Below are 20,732 nucleotides of genomic sequence, written 5' to 3'. Positions count from 1 at the left end.
CTATGGCACGAATAAGACAACCTAAAAAAGTGAAGGAGCCTGTCCGCCTTCGGATGAAGGACTTGAGCGACGGGAGCAAGAGCCTGTATCTGGACATATACCGTAACGGCAAACGGACCTATGAATATCTGAAGATGTATCTCATCCCGGAAACCGATGAGAATGCACGCAGGCGGAATAAAGCGACAATGAATGCCGCCAATGCCATCAAGTCGAAACGCATTATCGAAATGACCAACGGTGAGGCCGGTATTGAGAACGAAAAGGAGAAAGTCTTTCTGCTGGACTGGATGCAAACCTACAAGGAGAATCAGGAAAAGAGGGGAAAGAAAGACGAGAACCAGATTAAGGTGGCCATCCGCATTATCGAGGACTATGCGGGGAAAAAGGTTACGCTTGACCAGATAGACAAGGCGTTCTGCCAGGGCTATATCGACTATCTGATGATGGAATACCGTCCGAGAGGCAAGCGAGTGTCGAACTTCACGCTCAAGAATTATTACCGGGTGCTGAACAGCGCCTTGAACGCGGCTGTCCGTGCGGAACTCATGAGGTCGAATCCCTTTGACAAAATAGACAAGTCGGACAAAATCCGGCTGCCGGAAAGCAAACGCTCCTACATGACCATCGAGGAGGTGAAGGCACTCATCGCAACGCCTATGAAATATGAGGAGATAAAGTGTGCCTATCTGTTCTCCTGCTTCTGCGGCCTGCGCATCAGTGATGTCAAGAGGCTGCAATGGAAGGATGTCTTTATCGACAAGGGGCAGTACCGTCTGGCGGTATCCATGAAGAAGACCAAAGAACCGATTTACCTGCCGCTTTCATCCGAAGCCCTGAAGTGGATGCCGGAACGTGGGGACAAGACTCCGGACGACCTCGTGTTCGATTTGCCAAGCGGAAATGAGATAAACCGCCTGTTGAAACCGTGGGCCAAGGCTGCCGGCATCAACAAGCGATTTTCATTTCACACAAGTCGGCACACCTTCGCCACGATGATGCTGACCCTCGGTGCAGACCTTTACACTACCTCGAAGTTGCTCGGCCATGCGGATGTAAAAATGACCCAGGTATATGCAAAGATTATCAACAAGAAGAAAGACGAGGCAGTCAATCTTGTAAACGGTTTATTCGACTGACAACAGATCCATTATCATGTCAAATTTGCGGACATATTTATTGGGTGTAGCTTCGGTTGTCCATGCAATCGAAGTACATCCTATTATCATAATTTATCAATCAATTAAAAGTAATTCGACATGAACAGACCAGAAAATGGTCTTCTCTCTTTTTGGAGGGAAGCAACACTGCCGTCACATCGCGGCAGAACAGGATGTAACGGAAGAACTTTTCGCACTGCTCGCTGAAGCGAGGGAAATCTATCTACATGATGTCGTGGCAGGCGGCAAACGGTATGGCCGCTTTGTGGATGACTTCATCAACAGTCACCGGTACATTGATTGTGGCAACGTAGTCTGCCGGAACTGCCACGCAATGAACCTTCACATTGCCAAGGTCCTTCTGACCGACCTGGCTGAACGCACCCGCCTTTTATTCGTGGCGGACACCTTTTCATTCGAGAACTGCATGGAACTGAAAAGGATGTATGACATTTCAGACCCCGGCTCTCCCGCCGACCGGGATGAAACCGGCTTTTCCCTGAATGCTCCACCCATTTCTTTTGGCTGTGATTTGACCAAAGAACAGATGACAGGTATCGTGGCTTGCGCCAATACTTATCATCTGTTTTGCGTTTCTACAGTCCGCATGGAGGATATGGAAGCTCTTTTTGCTTGCAAGAGGGGATTTCAAATCCGGGTGAACAACATCCGCCATGTGGCCGTACTCTTCGATGCCCTTCTTGAGAGGTCATACATACAGGCGCACTGGCAGTCTGTTCTCGCTCGCGGAGGGTTCCTGCTGTCGAAAGACGGGAAACGTACCGTCTCGGCTACCAGTCTGTCATCGGCTTTGTCTGCGACAAGAAATAAAATGACCTCGGTGGCATACGGCATCCGAAAAGCCGTGAGCGAACTGGATGAATGAAAGAAACTGCCAAGAAACCAAACATGTGAAAAGTAAAAGCGTGAGAGTTGCCATGACACTTGCTTAGTGTCATTGTCTCTCGTCCGGATATAGCGGACACATCGCATAACTTTGGCCTCCGTCAGCGCAATGCCCGACGGAGGCTTGCTTTTTCATTGTCAAATTTAATCATACACATAATGCAGAACAGAACAACATTCATGGAACGGCTGAGCGAAAGGCTCACCACAGTCGAATCGGTACTGAAGAAACTGGAACCGGTCGAAAACCTGCTGAAAAGGCTGGAGATGCTTGAGGAGTCTTTTTATTCCACCAAGAAAGTATTCACATTCCAGGAGGCGTGCGTGTATATCGGCGTATCGGAAAGCATGTTGTACAAGCTCACCGCCAACAAGGAGATTCCACACTACAAGCCGAGAGGCAAGATGGTTTATTTTGCCAAGGAGGAGCTGGATGAATGGCTCTTGCAGAACTGCGAGCCAGCCATAGACGACGCGACCCGGATGGCCGCCGAATCCGCAACCGTTGAACCATTCTTTAATCGGAGACAAAATGGAAAGCGAAAGAAGGACTAACATTATCGGGGCGGAACTTGATGACAGCCGCCTTTCGGACATCCTGTCCGCCTCGCAAATAAAGGTGACGGACACTTACGAAACACCGCCGCAGATTATCTGGATTGACAATTCGACCATCGCCACGCTCGGCAACTTCAGCGCATCGACAGGCAAGGCGAAATCGAAGAAGACCTTTAACGTGTCGGCCATTGTCGCCGCTTCTCTGGCGGGTAAACAGGTGTTGAACTACCGGGCACATTTGCCCGAAGGGAAGCAGAGGATCCTGTATGTGGACACGGAGCAGAGCCGTTTCCACTGCCACAATGTATTGGAGCGCATCCTCAAGTTGGCGGGGCTTCCGGACACAACGGACAACGACAGGCTCGACTTCATCTGCCTGCGCGAATATTCTCCTGCCATCCGCATAGAGGTCATTGACTATGCACTAAGACGTAGCAAAGGCTACGGGCTGGTGGTCATTGACGGAATACGCGACCTGATGCTTGATATCAACAGTACCAGTGAATCCGTGGAAGTCATCAATAAAATGATGGAATGGTCGTCGAAATACGACCTGCATATCCACTGCGTGTTGCACCTGAACAAAGGGGACAATAACGTGCGTGGGCATATCGGTACAGAGATGAGCAACAAGGCGGAAACGGTGCTGGTCATCAACAAAGACAACGAGAACCCCGGCATCAGTGAGGTGCACGCCCTGCATATTCGAGAAAAGGAGTTCAAGCCGTTCGCTTTCACGATAGACGAAGCCGGGCTTCCCATCATTGCGGAAAGTCATGCCGTGAGCGAACACCCCAGACCGAAAGCACGGACCAGTTTTACAGACCTGAGTATCGAGCAACACCGGGAAGCCCTTGCCGCTGCTTTTGGCGACAAGCCCATTAAGGGATTCGAGAACATGCTTCAGGCACTCATGACCTCCTACGAGGCAATCGGTTTCAAACGCGGCAGGAACGTGATGGTTAAGCTGCTACTTTACCTGACCGACAACCTGAAGCTGATACGCAAACGGGATAAGCTATTCTATTATGACATGAGTCCGGCAGAAGCCATGCTTTTCGACGAGGAATGACGGCGGGCGCGGGCATCTATAATTCAGTTTAATTTAGTACATATATATATAGGGAAACAAACTAAACTAAACCGGTTTGATGAAAACAAGTGAAAGAAAAACGACATGAACATATCGGAAGCAAAACAGATACGCATCGTGGATTTCCTGGCACAGCTCGGACACCATGCGCAGTATGTGAAATCGAAACAATACTGGTACCTCTCACCATTCCGGCAGGAGGACACACCATCGTTCAAGGTGAACGACCGGCTCAATGAATGGTATGACTTCGGGGCGGCTACCGGGGGCGACCTCGTGGAACTGGGCAAGCACCTGTACGGAACGGACAGTGTAAGCGAGGTGCTGGCCTGCATCGAACGGCACACCGGAACCAATGAACTGCCGAGGGTTCGGCTTCCGGCGGTGATGCTCCGGCCGGTGGAAGCGGAAATGAAGGATATAAGGGTGGTGCCGCTACGACACCATGCGCTGCTGTCGTACCTCCATTCCCGGATGATCGATGCCGACATCGGAAAGATATTCTGCAAGGAAGTGCATTATGAGTTGCGCAAGCGACACTATTTCGGACTGGCATTCTGTAATCTGTCAGGAGGCTATGAAGTGCGCAACCCTTACTACAAGGGCTGCCTGAAGAATAAGGATGTTTCGCTGATAAGCCATACGCACGGCGAGACGCAGGGCCACGTGTGCGTCTTCGAAGGATTCATGGACTTTCTCTCCTATATGACCCTGCGGCAGGCCGGAGACAGGGAGATATGCCTTGAAGTTCCTTGCGACCATCTCGTGATGAACTCCATAAACAACCTTAAAAAGGCATTGGGACACTTGCAGGAATATCCGTTCATCCATTGCTACCTCGACAATGACCTTGCCGGACAGAAGACTGTGGAAACCATCGCCATGCTGTTCACCGGGAAAGTCAACAACGAAGCCTACCGGTACGACGGTTACAAAGACCTGAACGACTATTTAAGAGGCAAAAGACGCTGACCCGGCCAGCGTGTCGGAATTTATGAAGCTCTCCTGACGGAGGGCTTCTTTTTTTGTCTGCCAATGCGCATTTTCAAGTATGAAACAGATGTCAGAATATGATTTTAGAGTATGATTTTTAGAAATACCATAAATCTTATTAAGGAAGCAGCAATTTGTATTTCAATTATTTCTTAATATAGAACAGATGGATTTTCTTTGCAAATCAAATTTTAAATACAAAATAAAATTCATATTAGGATATGAAATCATACTTTATATTCGCAATCATTCTGACGGCAATCTACGTCGTTTACTATGCGGCCAACATCGCCAGGGACCTGTACCGAAAGAGAAGCCAGGGCAGGACGGACGAGGAAGTCTTTGAACTCGACCCCGATGACGGGCAGGACAGCGTGGCGGTGACGGAAAGCGAGACCGGATTCAACGTCGGGACGGAGAAGTACGAGACCGCATTTGATAATTCCGGCACTTCCATACAGGACGGCGCGGCAGACACAGACAAGGAATCGGCCGAAGAGCGGTTTGCCCGTATGAAGGCCGAAGCCGAGGCGAAAATGGAGGACAGTACCCCTTACCTGTCAGAGGCATTCACAGCGGACGATATGTACAAGGCGATGGTTTCCGGCGGCCGTCTGGAGAACCGTCCCGCAATGGCGTGGAAACCGATGGACAAAATTTAGCGATGAAAACGAAGAAGACAGTATGCGCCTTGCTGATGCTCACTGTTCCCTGCTTCGCCTTCGCCAAGAGCGGAGCCGTAAACTATTCATGGGGAGCGGATGCGCTTGCCACCATGCACGACTTCGTGGTGACGATGATGATGTACGTCCTTTACATCTGTTATGCGGTCGCCTCCGTGCTGGCCGTCATATCCGCGCTCCAGATCTATATCAAATGGAACACGGGAGAGGACGGCATCGTGAAATCCATCCTGATGCTGTTCGGGGCATGCATGTTCATCATAGGCGCCTCCATCGTATTCCCGGCCTTTTTCGGCTACCGCATATAGAAAAGAGATTCAGAATATCAATGATAGTAATCACTAAAAGTAACGAGAATGAAGAAGTTAAAGAATGCAATGAAAAGAATCGTAGGCGCAGTATTGTACAAGGTTGCGATGCTCGCCATTCTGTTGGTGTCTGGGCCTGCCGCACTGATGGCGCAGAACACCGCAGGCGACTACACGGCCGGAACCAACGCCCTGACCACCGTGGCGGAGGAAATCGCCAAGTATGTACCCATCATGGTGAAGCTGTGCTATGCCATCGCCGGAGTCGTGGCCATCGTGGGCGCCATCAGCGTCTATATCGCGATGAACAACGAAGAGCAAGATGTCAAGAAGAAAATCATGATGGTCGTGGGTGCCTGCATCTTCCTGATTGCGGCGGCACAGGCACTTCCGCTGTTTTTCGGTATCGGCGGCTAAAAAGGAGATGCGATGAAAGGCAGGGACGAACGCTATCCGGACTACCCGTTGTTCAAGGGGCTTCAGCGGCCCCTTGAGTTCATGGGCATACAAGGACGGTATATCTACTGGGCGGCGGGTTCGGCAGGCGGAGCCATTGTCGGTTTCGTCATTGCCTACTGCCTTGCCGGTTTCGTGGCCGGACTGGTGGTATTGGCCGTCATCCTGTCTGCGGGCATCTCGCTCATCATCCTCAAGCAAAGGAAAGGCCTTCACACCAAGAAGAACCAGAAAGGAGTGTATGTCTATGCCCGCTCGAAGAAGAAATGAAAAAAAAGCCATGACGGAGAGCGCGTGGCCTATTGAATGTTGAACCCGGGCAGGCCCGCTTTGGAACAGGCGAGTCTGCCCTTACTTAAGCAGAAAGCAACCGACAATGACACTGTACATCATACTGATTTTCATCGCCCTCTGTGCGGGCATGGCCATTTCGGTCCATGCCTTCGGCACGGGCGGCAAGCGCAAGCGCATCTTCCAGGACATCTATTTCACCGTGGAGGACGTGGACGGCATCGGGGTGCTGTACACCAAGACCGGGGAATACTCGGCCGTCCTGCGGATGGAGAACCCTGTGCAGAAGTATTCGGCCAACATCGACAGCTACTACGATTTCACAAGCCTGCTCACCGCCGTCGCACAGACGCTGGGCGAAGGCTATGCGATACACAAGCAGGACGTGTTCGTGCGCAAGCAGTTCGAGGATGTGACGGGCGACCGGCACGAGTTCCTATCCTCCGCCTATTTCCGGTACTTCAAAGGCCGGATGTACACGGACAGCGTATGCTACCTGACCATTACGCAGGAATCAAGAAAAAGCAGCCTATTCTCTTTCGACGGCAAGAAGTGGCGCGACTTCCTCGTGAAGATACGCAAGGTGCATGACCAGCTCCATGACGCGGGCATACAAGCGGAGTTCCTGGATAAGCCCCAGGCGAATGCGTTCGTTGACCGCTACTTCGCCATGAACTTCAAGGACAGGATTGTCTCGATGACCAATTTCAAGGTGGACGATGAGACGGTCTCGATGGGCGGCAAGCGTTGCAAGGTGTACAGCCTCGTGGACGTGGACTGTGCCGCGCTGCCTTCGCTTGTCAGGCCCTATACCAATATAGAGGTGAACAATGCGGAGATGCCCGTTGACCTGCTGTCCGTCATCGACAGCATACCGGAAGCCGAGACGGTGGTCTATAACCAGATCATCTTCCTGCCCAACCAAAAGCGGGAACTGGCGGCACTCGACAAAAAGAAGAACCGTCACGCAAGTATCCCCAATCCCGGCAACCAGATGGCCGTGGAGGACATCAAGCGTGTGCAGGAGATAGTTGCCAGGGAGAGCAAGATGCTCGTGTACAGCCATTTCAATCTTGTTGTAGGGGTATCTGCCGACAGGGACATACAGAAATGCACCAACTATCTGGAGAACGTCTTCGGGCGCATGGGCATCCACATCAGCAAGCACGCCTACAACCAGCTGGAACTGTTTGTCAGTTCCTTTCCGGGGAACTGTTTCAGCATGAACGAGGAATACGACCGTTTCCTTACCCTGAGCGACGCCGCCATGTGCCTGATGTACAAGGAGCACATACAGCACAGCGAGGATACGCCGCTGAAAATCTACTACACCGACCGCCAAGGCGTGCCGGTGGCCATCGACATCACCGGAAAGGAGGGAAAGAACAAGCTGACGGACAACTCGAACTTCTTTTGCCTGGGGCCTTCGGGCAGCGGCAAGTCGTTCCACATGAACAGCGTGGTGCGCCAGCTCCATGAGCAGGGCACGGACGTGGTGATGGTTGATACGGGTAATTCCTACGAAGGATTGTGCGAATACCTGGGCGGCAAGTACATTAGCTACACGGAGGAAAAGCCCATCACCATGAATCCGTTCAACATCACACAGGCAGAGCTGAACATCGAGAAGATAGACTTCCTGAAAAACCTGATCCTGCTGATATGGAAAGGGTCGGACACAAGGATTACGGAACTGGAGTTCCGCATCGTGGAGCAGATGGTGACGGACTACTACGACGCCTACTTCCACGGTTTTGACGGCTACGACCCCGTGCAGCGTGAGACCCTGCGCAAGACCCTGATTGCCGCCGAGAAGCGGAAAGGCACCTGGGGCACGGAAGACCTGCCGGCCCTGGAACAGAAAGTGGATTACAAGATCCGTATGCTGGAAGAACGCCGGAAAGCCTTGAAAGTAAACTCGCTGTCGTTCAACACCTTCTATGAATACTCCTGTGAACGGTTGGAACTTATCTGTCTGGAAAACAACATCACGGAGATAGACTACGACAAATATACCTACATGATACAGCCGTTCTACAAGGGCGGAAACTACGACAAAATATTGAACGAGAACGTGGACACTACCCTGTTCTCGGAAACGTTCATTGTCTTCGAAGTAGATGCCATCAAGGAAAATAAGAAACTGTTTCCCATCGTAACGCTCATCATCATGGACGTGTTCCTGCAGAAGATGCGCATCAAGAAGAACCGGAAAGTCCTTGTGATAGAGGAAGCGTGGAAGGCCATCGCCTCGCCGCTCATGGCCGAATACATCAAGTTCATGTACAAGACCGCAAGAAAGTTTTGGGCCTCGGTGGGCGTGGTGACGCAGGAGATACAGGACATCATCGGCAGCGAGATAGTAAAGGAAGCCATCATCAACAACTCCGATGTGGTGATGCTGCTCGACCAGAGCAAGTTCAAGGAACGGTTCGACAGCATCAAGGCCATTCTCGGACTGACGGATGTGGACTGCAAGAAGATATTCACCATCAACAGGTTGGAAAACAAGGAAGGGCGCAGCTTCTTCCGCGAGGTCTTCATCCGGCGTGGTTCGACCAGCGGCGTGTACGGCGTGGAGGAGCCGCACGAATGCTATATGACCTACACCACCGAACGCGCGGAGAAGGAAGCGTTGAAACTGTACAAGAAAGAACTCCGTTGCAGCCACCAGGAAGCCATCGAAGCCTACTGCCGCGACTGGGATGCCAGCGGCATAAGCAAGTCCCTGCCTTTCGCCCAGAAGGTGAATGCGGCGGGGCATGTGTTGAATCTGAAAAAGAGGGATAAAAACAATCAGCAATAAATGACCATGAAACGGCTGTCGTTCATACTAATGTTCTTGTCGCTCGCCACCGTGCAGCATGTCCACGCCCAGTATTACAGCGTGAACTACGACACACGCACCGTGGCGGCGATGGCCGCCGCCTTCGGTACGGAGACGGTCGCCGAGAGCTATTACCGTGAACAAGTGGATGACATTCTCAAACACTATACGGCCGCAGAGGTCGCCGCCGCCGGCATCTTCTCGTCGAAATTCCTTGAACACAAGGCCCTGTCCGAACTCGGCATCTGGAGCAGCAGCACGGAGAACTACTATTATCGCCGCATCTACAACATGGTTGCCCGGAAAATCATTCCGAAGATCTGGGTGGTGGCCAAGATGATGCTGCAATCCCCGCAGACAGCCCTCTACTGGGGCAGCTACCTGATGAAAGTGTGCGACGACACCAAGAGCCTGTGCATGCAGTTCGAGAGCATCGTGACCAACAGCACGCTGACTTTTTCCGACGTGGCTTTTCTCGAAATCAAGGAAGAGTTCGCCTCCCTGCTGCGGCTCAGCGAACTGGGAAACATTGACTGGCAGCGGATGCTGGACGACCTGGCCCGCATACCGGGCAACTTCACGAAAGAAAACCTGCAGAGCGACCTCGACAATTTGTACAACATGGGTGTGGGGCTGGCCACGGCGGGCATCGGGAATATCGGCGACGCCCTGCTGCAGACCAGCTCGTTCCATGACCTGATGAACGGCAAGGTGGAAGAGATATTCCACCTGTATGACCATTACAGCTACTTGTACGAAGCTGCGGAACAGGATGCCGGACGGCTCCTGCTCGACATGGTGGGCGGTCCGGAAAATGTGGCCGGGCTGTTCGACTTCAGCAACTACGACCTGACCTCGTGGATTACCGACTACATGGACGAAGCCGCCGGGAATTACTACACCCAGCGGTGGTACATCGCCCGCCGGGAACAAGGCAGCGTGTCGCTGTGCGACTATTATCCGCCCACGGACGACAACAGCATCCTGAACGGCGGCGAATGGACCCGTTTCGAGACCACCGACGCCGGGTTCTATCCCAACGCCTCGCAGCGCGAGCAGGCCCTCTCCAACTCGGAGCGGTATGCCGGATGGTCGCGCGACCGGGTGCAGCAGTTGAACAACCAAAACGACGGCTTCACTTACTCCATCCGTTACAGCCAGAAGGCCTACGTCATCAGCCGTGGCGGGAAACAGACCAAAAAAGCATACGCCTACGAAATCCACGTGACCCAGAGCTGGAACCGGGAGGAAGTCGTCTATGAGGATGTATTTGACTCTTATTCGATGGACCTGAACACCTTCAAGGCGCAGCTCAACGCCCGCCTGTCGGAAATCAACGAAAACGAGGAGGGGTACACCTACTATATCGCTTCCGATGCGCGGAACTACTACCAGGCGACGGACGCCGCCAAGCTGCAGGGCTGCGAGAGCGTGACCATCAGCGTGACCTGTTCTGACGGCGCGACCCTCGGACAGGGTTCGACCCAATACAAATGCCGCAAGTGCGGCAGTTCGCTGAACAGCCATTCAAAAGACTGCGCCATGCAGACCACCGTGACGGACAATGAACTGGACACCTCGGAACTGGACGGGATGGTGCAGGAAGCCGAGAACCAGGTCGCCGCCCTCCAGTCGCAGATAAAGGCTCTGGAGGATGAGAATGCCGCCCTATTGAAGAAAATCTCCGAATCGAGCGTGGAAGATGCCGCCGCTTACCGCCAGCAGTATAATGCGAACCAGACCCGGCTACAGGAACTGAAGAACGAATTGGCCGAGTGGCAGCAAAAACTGGCAGACTACGAAAACGCAAAATCGGAGGCTGCCGGCGACAATGCCGTGGCGACGGACGACTACTACCGCATCCCGGCCATCATGCAGGACTGCAAGACCGCCTACAACCTGACGTGGCAGGACGGCGGAGCATGGAACGGTTACACCTTCGTGCGCAAGGCCACCATGACGGACATCAACGGCGTCATCACCTTCAAGGCGACCCTTTCGATCGCGAGGAAGCCCAAATACTTCCTCGGCATCAAGATACACCGTGCCATCCTGCAGATAACATGGGAACTGACCACGGAATACACCGACACCCATGTGGCCGATGTTCTGACGCTCGACCCGAACCTGTCGGACGCGGAAAAGGCCAAGCAAGTGAACGACCGTATCGCAGAGATAGCGAGGGAATACCCCTCCTGCAAGATTACTACCGAATATGCCAGCACGCCGCCGATGGAAGACACGCCTACGGGCGATGTGTACCACCTGCTATGGTCGAGCGACCGCCTTGAAATCGCCCGTGAGGTGGACACCCGCCTCACGAGAATCTACGCCGACCTCGTGTCGCTGGAGAAGATGATGCATTACAAGTACAGCATCATCGACCTGTTGAAGGATGTGCTGCCCGAACTGGACACGGATGAAGGACGCAGGCTCACGCTTGTGGAAGAATGCCACGAACGGTGGGTGGAGAATGCGCGGAACCTGCGCGGCGGGAACGGAAGAAAGGAGGACGTAAGATGAGACAGAGACTGACTTTGACCTTCCTGCTGCTGGCTCTTCTGCCGTATGTCGCCAAAGCCCAATGGACTTTCGACATCGTATCGGTGGAAGCCTACATCAACGACCACAAGAAACAGCGCAGCCTGCTGCTGGCACGTTCCACCCTGGAATACAGCAACAAGCTGCTGCACGAGTACAGCAAGGACGCTACCGTGGAATACAAGGAGCTGAACGTGGACCTTGACCGGTACACACGCGCCTTTGATGTCATCGACGTGATGTACCAGTCCCTGCGGACGGTGCTGAACGCCAAGGACACCTACACGGCCGTGAGCGACCGCATCGGCGACTACAAGGACATGCTGACCGAGTTCAACGACAAGGTGCTGAAGCGCGGAAAGGCCGAGCCGGAAGACCTCCTGATACTCACGATAAACAAGAAAGCGATAGAAGACATCGCCCATGACGGGGAACAGCTGTACAAGTCGCTCAACGACCTTGTGCTGTACGCCACCGGAGCGGCTGCCTGCTCGACTTCCGACCTGCTGATGGTCATGGAAGCCATCAACGGCTCTCTCGACGACATCGAGCGGCACCTGAACCGTGCCTATATGGAGACATGGCGATACATACAGGTACGCATCGGCTACTGGAAAGAAAAGATATACCAGGCACGCAGCCGTCAGGAAATCATCGACGGAGCCTTTGGCCGCTGGCGCGGTGCCGGAAGACTGGATTATTAACGAAAAAAGGAAAAGGATATGCACATGAAACGAACAATGACACTTCTTGCGGCGGCAGTCCTGACGGCACATGCCGCCCATGCGCAGTATGTGACCTACAACCACGACTCGCCCAAGCAGAACCAGATTACCGTGATGGAAACCGGCACCGGGGCATTCACCCCGGAAATCTACTACACGCTGTTGCATAACAAGTACAAGAAGACGGCGGCGGCGAAGAACAAGCTGTCGTTCCGGACGCTGGCCGGAGTGAACCTCTACAACCAGACGGACGAGGCGGAAGCCATCGACTCGGCACTGGTCAAACGGGCCGCTGTCGAGGCATTGAACGTGGCCGACAGGCAGGTGGACCTGGCCTGGCTCGCCGAGGGCGACAAGGTGAACGGACAGATGGAACGCTTCCGGCGCAACATCGACCGCATTCTCCTGTGTGGCGGCACGCCGGACGAACGGGAACGCTGGGAAGAATATTATCAGGTGTACCAGTGCGCCATCAACGCCACCAAGGATGCCTACATGCCCAACGCCCAGCGGAAGAAAGAGTACCTGCGCATCAGCGAGGATGTGGCCCGGCAGAACGGGACGCTCATCCTCTACCTCGCCCGGAAACAGAACGCCACCGTGACGGAGGGACTGCTGAACGCAGAAGAAGCACAGCCTATCGACAAAGGAAGCATCCTGCGCGATGCCGTGGAGCGGTGGAACGAATCCCGGTTTGCCGTGCGTGGCTCGCAGACGGGTGGCGGCAGCGGAGGAAGCGACGGAGAAGAAACCGTGAACAGGAACTAAAAAAGAAACGGAAATGGCAGACGGAAATATCCTATCGAATTTCGGCATAGACCTTCTGGAAGAGGAAATAGATGATGTCATCTTTCAGACCAACGAGTTTCTGACCGACGCCACGTTTACCGGTGCACAAGGCCCGCTCTGGTGGATCCTGCAGATGTGCATGGCACTCGCCGCCCTGTTCGCCATCATCATGACGGCGGGCATGGCCTACAAGATGATGGTCAAGCACGAGCCTCTGGACATAATGAAACTGTTCAGACCGCTGGCTGTGTCGCTTGTGCTGTGCTGGTGGTATCCTCCGGCAGATACGGGCATGGCAGGCAGCGGCAGCAACTGGTGCTTCCTGGACTTCCTGTCCTACATCCCGAACTGCATCGGCTCGTACACCCACGACCTCTATCAGGCGGAAGCCGCGCAAATCAGCGATAAGTTCGAGGAAGCGCAGGAACTCATCTTTGTCAGGGACACGATGTACACCAGCCTACAGGCGCAGGCGGACGTGGCCCATACCGGAACATCCGACCCGAACCTGATAGAGGCCACGATGGAACAGACCGGCGTGGACGAAGTGACCAGCATGGAGAAAGACGCGGCCAAGCTGTGGTTCACCTCGCTGACCTCCGGCATCGTCGTGGGCATCGACAAAATCATCATGCTCATCGCCCTTGTGGTGTTCCGTATCGGGTGGTGGGCAACGATATACTGCCAGCAGATCCTGCTGGGGATGCTGACGATATTCGGGCCAATACAGTGGGCTTTCTCGCTGCTGCCCAAATGGGAAGGCGCGTGGGCGAAGTGGCTCACGAGGTATCTGACGGTACACTTCTACGGGGCGATGCTCTACTTCGTGGGCTTCTACGTATTGCTCCTGTTCGACATCGTGCTGTGCATCCAGGTGGAGAACCTGACGGCGATAACGGCGAGCGAGCAGACGATGGCCGCCTACCTGCAGAACTCGTTCTTCTCCGCCGGCTACCTGATGGCGGCGAGCATCGTGGCATTGAAATGCCTGAACCTTGTGCCGGATTTGGCCGCATGGATGATACCGGAGGGAGACACCGCCTTCTCGACCCGTAACTTCGGTGAGGGCGTGGCACAGCAGGCGAAGATGACAGCCACGGGCGCCATCGGAACCATGACGCGATAAGGAAACTCTGACCCATTAAGAACTATCATCAATCATAAAACAAAAAGGATATGAAAACCAAGAAAAGAATCGAGAAATGGCTGGCGGACGAGAATTTCCGCCGGTATGCCGAGAAACGGATGCAGGAAGAGATTACGGAAGTGCCGGAGAACCATACGCTTGACCGGAAGTACGAGGAACTCGACGAAGGTTTCGAGTGTGACGACCGGTACATCTCGCCCCTTGTGGAATACCTCGCCTACCGCCTGCATCTGGCAAGGCTTTGCAGGAACCCGCACAAGCGCAGACGCGGCATCTGGTGGGTGTTCGTGCATGTGTTCATGCAGGGGCATTACACCCATGTCTTCTCCGAACATTTCGACCCTCTGCTGGACGAGCTGCAGGACTGCATCATCCCCATGCTGCATGACGAATATGTACGTAGGTTGAACAGCGAAAAAAGAGGCAGGCAATGGTCATAAAGAATCTGGAGAACAAAATCAGGCTGACAGGCATCGTCTGCACGGCTTTCCTTGTAGGATGCGTCATCATCAGCGTGTCGAGCATCTGGACGGCCCGGACAATGGTCGCGGACGCGCACAAGAAAGTCTATGTGCTGGACGGCAACGTGCCGATATTAGTCAGCCAGACCACGATGGACGAAACGCTCGATGTCGAGGCCAAGAGCCATGTCGAAATGTTCCACCATTACTTTTTCACCCTTGCGCCGGATGACAAGTACATCCGTTACACGATGGAGAAGGCCATGTACCTGGTGGACGAGACCGGACTGGCACAATATAATACGCTCAAAGAGAAAGGTTTCTACAGCAACATTCTCGGAACGAGCGCGGTGTTCTCCATCTTCTGCGACAGCATCCGATTCGATGCAGCCAAAATGGAGTTCACCTACTACGGACGGCAGCGCATCGAACGCCGGAGCAACATCCTGATGCGCGAACTGGTCACAGCCGGACAGCTCAAACGGGTGCCGCGCACGGAGAACAACCCGCACGGGCTGCTCATCGTGAACTGGCGCACGCTGCTGAACAAGGACATCGAGCAGAAGACAAAGAACAACTATTAAAGGAGGAACGACCATGAACATCAAAGGATTCAGACGCATGCTGCTCGGCGAGAAGATGCCGGACAGGAACGACCCGAAATACAAGGAACGCTACGAGCGGGAGGTGAATGCCGGGCGCAGGTTCGCCAAGGCGACCCGGATAGACAAGGCGGCCGCCAAGGTGCAGGGCTTTGCCAACGTGCACCGCACCCTTTTCCTTGTCATCGTATTTGCCTTCGTCGCCGCAGGGCTGGCATGGAACATCTACCGGCTGACCGTCGTGTACAACCGTCAACCCGTAAAGCGGACAGCCACCGAGATGCAGGACAGCATCCTGCGGGAAAGGCACCGGTCCTCCGAGCTGTATGTACAACCACCAAAAGAACAATGACGATGAGCATATTGGAGAAAATCAATTTCAGGCAACCGAAGTACATGCTTCCGGCCATCCTCTACCTGCCGCTGCTCGGCGCGTCGTACTTCATCTTCGACCTGTTCCGCACCGAAAAAGCCGAAGTGCAGGACACCACGCTGCAGACCACCGAGTTCCTGAACCCGGAACTTCCGGAAGCCACCCTTAAGAACGGGGACGGCATAGGCAGCAAGTACGAGAACATGACAAAATCATGGGGCCGGATACAGGACTATACCGCCGTGGACAACATTGAAAGGGACGAACCCGATGAAAACAAGGAAGAATATGAATCGAAATACACCGATGACGACATCGCCCTGCTCGGAGAACTCGAACAGGAAAAGAGTATGGCGGCGGAAGCTGCCGACGCCAAGAAACGCGAAGAAGAAGCCCTCGCGGAACTGGAGAAAGCCCTTGCCGAAGCCAGGCTGCGCGGACAGCAGGAAGTGACCCCGCCGGCAAAAGAGGACACGGCCCAAACAGAGGTACCACCAGTGGAACCGCAGGCAGAGGGCCGCATCGACGAGGACAGCCGTGCCGTGAAAACTCCCGGTGAGAATGACAAGGCCAGCGAGGTGGTGAAGAAAGCCAAGGCATCCTCGGACTACTTCCACACGCTCGACCGCAGCAGCGAGGAGCCGAAGCTCATCCAGGCCATCATCGACGAGGACATCAAGGCTGTGGACGGCTCGCGTGTGCGGCTGCGCCTGCTGGACGATGTGGAGATAGACGGAAGCACCCTCCGAAAGGGCACCTACCTGTATGCCACGGTCAGCGGCTTTTCCTCCGGAAGGGTGAAAGGCAGCATCAGCAGCATCCTCGTGGGTGACAAGCTGGTCAAGGTCAGCCTCTCGCTGTACGACACCGACGGGCTGGAAGGGCTGTATGTGCCGGAAAGCCAGTTCCGCGAGACGAGCAAGGACGTGGCCAGCAGCGCCATGTCGGGCAACCTGAGCATGAACACCGGCGGCTATGGCAACAGCCTCGCCCAATGGGGAATGCAGGCCGTGCAGAACGCCTACCAGAAAACGAGCAACGCCATCAGCAAGGCCATCAAGAAGAACAAGGTCAAACTGAAGTACGGCACCTTCGTGTATTTAGTAAACGGAAACCAGAAACAATAGACAAGACGAAAATGGAGCAAGACAAGATATACCACATGGACTGCCTGGAAGGGATGAAGCAGATAGCCGACCGAAGCGTCGATGCCGTGATTGCGGATCTGCCTTACGGCGTGCTGAACCGGCAGAACGGGGCTGCCCGGTGGGACCAAAAAATCCCGCTTGCACCCTTATGGGAGCAGTACCTGAGAATCACCAAGCCGGACAGCCCCATCATCCTGTTCGCACAAGGCATGTTCACGGCGGAACTGGTATTGTCACAGCCCAAGCTGTGGAGATACAACCTCGTCTGGCACAAGGACAGGGTGAGCGGCCACCTGAACGCCAACCGGATGCCCATGCGCCAGCATGAGGACATCGTGGTGTTCTACCGGAAACTGCCGGTGTACCACCCACAGATGATCCCGTGCCCGCCCGAAAAACGGAACCATGACCGCCGCAAGACGGAAGGTTTCACCAACCGCTGCTACGGTGACATGAAGCTCGCCCCAGTGCGCATAGCCGATGACAAATACCCGACATCGGTAGTATCCGTACCCAAGGAACACTGCACGGGAGCCTTCTACCACCCCACACAGAAGCCAGTAGCCCTGATAGAATACCTGATACGGACCTACACAGACGAGGGCGACCTCGTGTTGGACAACTGCATCGGCTCCGGGACGACCGCCATCGCCGCCCTGCGGACAGGCCGGCACTACATCGGCTTCGAAATCGACAAGAGTTATTGCGAAATTGCCGAGCAGCGAATACGGGAGGAAGGCGAACAGAGGGAAAGAATGAACAACGGGAATAAACAATAAAAAGCATAGACATGAACAGACATCGAATGACGGGCCTGTTTCTCCTTGCGGCCGGACTGTGCGCCGCATACGAGGCAAAAGCCCAGAAAACCTACGAGGAAATGGAGCTGCTCACCGTGAACGAGCAGGTGACGACCGTCATCACGGCATCGGAACCGGTACGACTGGTGGACATCTCCACCGACAAGGTGGCGGGTGACCAGCCATTGGACAACATTATCCGCCTGAAGCCCAAGGAGGCCGGACACGAGGACGGCGAAGTGCTCGCCATCGTCACCATCGTGACGGAACGCTACCGCACGCAGTACGCGCTACTCTATACTACCCGGCTGAAGGAAGCCGTGACCGACAAGGAGATACTGCCTGCGGAACGGGAAGCCTACCACAATCCCACCGTCTCCATGTCCACAGTGGAGATGACCGGACTGGCCAGACGCATCTGGAACTCCCCGGCCAAGATACGGAACGTGGCGAGCAAGGCACACCGCCTGACCATGCGGCTGAACAACATCTATGCGGCCGGCGACTACTTCTTCATCGACTTCTCGATAGAGAACAAGACCCATATCCGGTTTGACATCGATGAAATCCGTGTGAAGCTCGCTGACAAGAAGGTGTCGAAAGCAACCAATTCGCAGGTCATTGAGCTGACTCCGGCAATGGTGCTGGAACTGGGAAAATCATTCAAGCGGGGCTACCGCAATGTGATAGTCGTCAAGAAGATGACCTTCCCCAACGACAAGGTGCTGACCATCGAGATGACGGAGAAACAGATCAGCGGGCGCAACATCAGCCTGCACATCGACTACGAGGACGTGCTTGCCGCCGATTCGTTTGACCAATCGCTATTGGAGGAGGAATGATGTCAATGAAGAATTAAGAGTGACGAATTAAGAATTGGAAATGATGAGTGAAGCATTGAAAAATAAGGGAAGGACAAGAAACAGACTGCTTGCCTTGGCGGTGGCCGTGTTCACCTTGTCTGTAACAGCTTCGGCACAGCGGAACACCGGACGGCTCTCGCTCGGAGCCGGGCTGCTGTACCGGAACGGCATGGATCTGACCCTTGCCTACGAACATGAGACGAACTACAACAATGCCTGGGAGTTCTTCGCTAACGGCTACCTGCAATGGAAAGACTGTGAGACGTGCGGGCATATCTGCCCGGAATCGTTCTGGCGGAACTACCGCACCTACGGCTTCGGCGTGGCCTACAAGCCCTGCGTGGTACGCGGCAGGAACCACTACGGCAACCTGCGCATCGGGGCATCGGGCGGCAGTGACACGAAGAGATTCCTCGGCGGCATCCACCTCGGCTACGAACACAACTATGTGCTGCGGTCGGGATGGGTGTTCTTCTGGCAGGCGAAGGGCGACGTGATGATAAAGGGAGCCGACCTGCTGCGGGCAGGTGTCGTGCTCGGCGTGAAACTGCCGGTAAAATAACTGATGAAATGAGGGAAAATAAAAATATGAACAGATGACAATAAACAAGATACATATCATCATTGCGGTGGCGGCAGTCTTAACTCTGGCCGCCTGCGACGCACACATCGAGACTCCGGACATGACGGTACGGCCCGGACATGTCCTCTGCGACGACGGCACGGTCCTTTCCTACGAGTTGTACCAAACTTCCGGCAAGCGGGCCGTGGCCATCGTATTCGACACCGGCAAGCACGGCGACACAGAAGAGAACGGTCGTGCCGTCTATCTGTGGGACATCGCTCCCAAAGCCTTTGCGGACACTCTGGGCGTGGAGCAAGGAACATCCGCCGACACGGAAGCGTTCGACGGGAACACGAACACCTTTGCCCTATATGACACCCGGGAGACCGCCTCGCCGATGGCGGAAGCGGTATTCGACCTGTGGTGCTACGGACAGAGCGCATACATCCCCTCGGTGGCGGAGATGCGCCTGCTGTATGCGGCACGGGAGGTCGTCAATCCCGTACTGGAAAAATGCGGCGGAGACATCTTGCCCACAGACAGCACAGGCGACTGCTGGTACTGGACCTCGACGGAAGTAGAGGGGCAACAGACCGCCAAAGCGTGGCTCTACTCGATAGGCAGCGGAGCCATGCAGGAGACCCCGAAGACACAGGCACACCGGATAAGACCCATCATTACCTTGAACAACTAAAAATAACAACAATATGGAAACATTGGATATTACTATGCTTATCGGACTGGTGCTGATGGTATCGGCACTGGTCATCCTTTACCGATGCGCACGGGGAAAATCCCGCCGCCAGCGGATGAACGAACTTGCGGATACACTTCTTTCTATCCATGATAGCTTTGAACTTCAGGTCAGGAGATTGGAAACCCTGTCGGGTGAAATAGCCTCCGACAATGAAAAATGTTCCGCCCTGCAATACCGTGCAGGGCAACTGCAGGATACCGTCGATTCGCTGGAATACAGACGGGACGAGCTTGACCGGGAGAACCTGTCCCTGGCGAGAACCCACGACGAACTGATGCGGAGCAATGCCGACCTGACGGAGAAGGCAGCCCGCCTGCGGGATGCCATAGTGCAGGACGGACAGGCCGTCGTCGAGCTGGAGCAGCGCATCGACACCCTGAGAAGAATCAAGGAAGGCTTGGAGATTGCCGTGGAGAACAAACCGGCGGAAGAGGTGCCTTACCTCTCGCAGCCGCTATTCAGCCTGGGCATCCAGCCATCGGCGCAGAACCACCTCACCGCATACGGGTTAAGATATGTAGGCGACCTGGTGCGTCGTGACGAGCAGTACCTCATGGAAATATGGGGAATCGGTCCGGCAACCGTCGAGCGGATAAAGACCAAACTGAACGAAAACGGCGCATGTCTTGACATGGACGTTATCCGGGTGGGTAACCGCTGGTATCGCAGAAAAACGGACTAAAAGA

The 20,732-nt window shown here is 54.4% G+C and carries 23 protein-coding genes; all 23 read left to right on the top strand.

All coding sequences use genetic code 11. The features are described from left to right. Positions 1-2 precede the first annotated feature (2 nt). The 23 genes from BACSA_RS02575 (at position 3) to BACSA_RS02465 (ending at position 20,728) form a co-directional block, all read left to right on the top strand. Positions 3-1,139 (top strand): site-specific integrase, encoded by a 1,137-nt coding sequence (locus tag BACSA_RS02575; protein WP_041583852.1) that lies wholly within the window; start codon positions 3-5, stop codon positions 1,137-1,139. A gap of 136 nt (positions 1,140-1,275) precedes the next feature. Further along, the gene (locus tag BACSA_RS02570; RefSeq protein WP_013616564.1) at positions 1,276-2,046 is read left to right on the top strand and encodes a hypothetical protein; all 771 of its coding nucleotides are present in this window, start codon (positions 1,276-1,278) and stop codon (positions 2,044-2,046) included. Positions 2,047-2,246: 200 nt separating this feature from the next. Next, positions 2,247-2,621 (top strand): helix-turn-helix domain-containing protein, encoded by a 375-nt coding sequence (locus BACSA_RS02565; protein WP_174490725.1) that lies wholly within the window; start codon positions 2,247-2,249, stop codon positions 2,619-2,621. Further along, the gene (locus BACSA_RS02560) at positions 2,599-3,696 is read left to right on the top strand and encodes an AAA family ATPase (protein WP_013616562.1); all 1,098 of its coding nucleotides are present in this window, start codon (positions 2,599-2,601) and stop codon (positions 3,694-3,696) included. Before BACSA_RS02565 ends, BACSA_RS02560 begins: the two co-directional genes overlap by 23 nt. A gap of 105 nt (positions 3,697-3,801) precedes the next feature. Then, positions 3,802-4,689 (top strand): toprim domain-containing protein, encoded by an 888-nt coding sequence (locus BACSA_RS02555; protein WP_013616561.1) that lies wholly within the window; start codon positions 3,802-3,804, stop codon positions 4,687-4,689. 242 nt (positions 4,690-4,931) lie between these two features. Further along, positions 4,932-5,372, top strand: a complete 441-nt coding sequence (locus tag BACSA_RS02550; protein WP_013616560.1) for a hypothetical protein — start codon at positions 4,932-4,934, stop codon at positions 5,370-5,372. A 2-nt stretch (positions 5,373-5,374) separates the two neighbouring features. Next, a complete protein-coding gene (locus BACSA_RS02545) occupies positions 5,375-5,701 on the top strand; it encodes a DUF4134 domain-containing protein (protein ID WP_013616559.1) in 327 nt (108 codons plus the stop codon). A 108-nt stretch (positions 5,702-5,809) separates the two neighbouring features. After that, a complete protein-coding gene (locus tag BACSA_RS02540) occupies positions 5,810-6,118 on the top strand; it encodes a DUF4134 domain-containing protein (RefSeq protein ID WP_371325555.1) in 309 nt (102 codons plus the stop codon). Positions 6,119-6,130: 12 nt separating this feature from the next. Further along, positions 6,131-6,427: a DUF4133 domain-containing protein gene (locus BACSA_RS02535; RefSeq protein ID WP_013616557.1), complete on the top strand. Its 297-nt coding sequence runs from the start codon at positions 6,131-6,133 to the stop codon at positions 6,425-6,427. A gap of 106 nt (positions 6,428-6,533) precedes the next feature. Beyond that, the gene (locus tag BACSA_RS02530; protein WP_013616556.1) at positions 6,534-9,254 is read left to right on the top strand and encodes a TraG/VirB4 family ATPase; all 2,721 of its coding nucleotides are present in this window, start codon (positions 6,534-6,536) and stop codon (positions 9,252-9,254) included. A 6-nt stretch (positions 9,255-9,260) separates the two neighbouring features. Further along, entirely contained in the window at positions 9,261-11,798 is a 2,538-nt protein-coding gene (locus BACSA_RS02525) for a hypothetical protein (protein WP_041584191.1), read from the top strand. After that, positions 11,795-12,520: a hypothetical protein gene (locus tag BACSA_RS02520; protein WP_013616554.1), complete on the top strand. Its 726-nt coding sequence runs from the start codon at positions 11,795-11,797 to the stop codon at positions 12,518-12,520. The genes BACSA_RS02525 and BACSA_RS02520 overlap by 4 nt, the downstream gene beginning before the upstream one ends. Positions 12,521-12,544: 24 nt before the next feature. Further along, positions 12,545-13,309 (top strand): DUF5045 domain-containing protein, encoded by a 765-nt coding sequence (locus tag BACSA_RS02515; RefSeq protein ID WP_041584190.1) that lies wholly within the window; start codon positions 12,545-12,547, stop codon positions 13,307-13,309. A 13-nt stretch (positions 13,310-13,322) separates the two neighbouring features. Then, the gene (locus BACSA_RS02510) at positions 13,323-14,456 is read left to right on the top strand and encodes a membrane protein (protein WP_013616552.1); all 1,134 of its coding nucleotides are present in this window, start codon (positions 13,323-13,325) and stop codon (positions 14,454-14,456) included. Between the two features lie 50 nt (positions 14,457-14,506). Next, on the top strand, positions 14,507-14,917 hold the full coding sequence (locus BACSA_RS02505) for a hypothetical protein (RefSeq protein ID WP_013616551.1): 411 nt from the start codon (positions 14,507-14,509) through the stop codon (positions 14,915-14,917). Next, a complete protein-coding gene (traK, locus tag BACSA_RS02500) occupies positions 14,908-15,522 on the top strand; it encodes a conjugative transposon protein TraK (protein WP_013616550.1) in 615 nt (204 codons plus the stop codon). The genes BACSA_RS02505 and traK overlap by 10 nt, the downstream gene beginning before the upstream one ends. Before the next feature lie 13 nt (positions 15,523-15,535). Continuing rightward, positions 15,536-15,892, top strand: a complete 357-nt coding sequence (locus BACSA_RS02495) for a hypothetical protein (protein WP_013616549.1) — start codon at positions 15,536-15,538, stop codon at positions 15,890-15,892. 2 nt (positions 15,893-15,894) lie between these two features. Next, positions 15,895-17,040, top strand: a complete 1,146-nt coding sequence (gene traM, locus BACSA_RS02490; protein ID WP_013616548.1) for a conjugative transposon protein TraM — start codon at positions 15,895-15,897, stop codon at positions 17,038-17,040. 11 nt (positions 17,041-17,051) lie between these two features. Then, positions 17,052-17,840: a DNA-methyltransferase gene (locus tag BACSA_RS02485; RefSeq protein ID WP_013616547.1), complete on the top strand. Its 789-nt coding sequence runs from the start codon at positions 17,052-17,054 to the stop codon at positions 17,838-17,840. 26 nt (positions 17,841-17,866) lie between these two features. Next, positions 17,867-18,703, top strand: coding sequence for a conjugative transposon protein TraN (traN, locus tag BACSA_RS02480; RefSeq protein WP_455430430.1), 837 nt, complete (start codon positions 17,867-17,869; stop codon positions 18,701-18,703). A 43-nt stretch (positions 18,704-18,746) separates the two neighbouring features. Continuing rightward, positions 18,747-19,286, top strand: coding sequence for a hypothetical protein (locus BACSA_RS02475; protein WP_013616545.1), 540 nt, complete (start codon positions 18,747-18,749; stop codon positions 19,284-19,286). A gap of 34 nt (positions 19,287-19,320) precedes the next feature. Next, on the top strand, positions 19,321-19,983 hold the full coding sequence (locus tag BACSA_RS02470) for a DUF1566 domain-containing protein (RefSeq protein ID WP_013616544.1): 663 nt from the start codon (positions 19,321-19,323) through the stop codon (positions 19,981-19,983). A 13-nt stretch (positions 19,984-19,996) separates the two neighbouring features. Beyond that, on the top strand, positions 19,997-20,728 hold the full coding sequence (locus BACSA_RS02465; RefSeq protein WP_013616543.1) for a DNA-directed RNA polymerase subunit alpha C-terminal domain-containing protein: 732 nt from the start codon (positions 19,997-19,999) through the stop codon (positions 20,726-20,728). Positions 20,729-20,732 lie beyond the last annotated feature (4 nt).

Source organism: Phocaeicola salanitronis DSM 18170 (assembly GCF_000190575.1).
In the GTDB taxonomy this organism is placed as follows: domain Bacteria; phylum Bacteroidota; class Bacteroidia; order Bacteroidales; family Bacteroidaceae; genus Phocaeicola; species Phocaeicola salanitronis.
The sequence above is the reverse complement of the archived record's forward strand: the minus strand, read 5'-3'. Positions and strand labels throughout refer to the sequence as shown.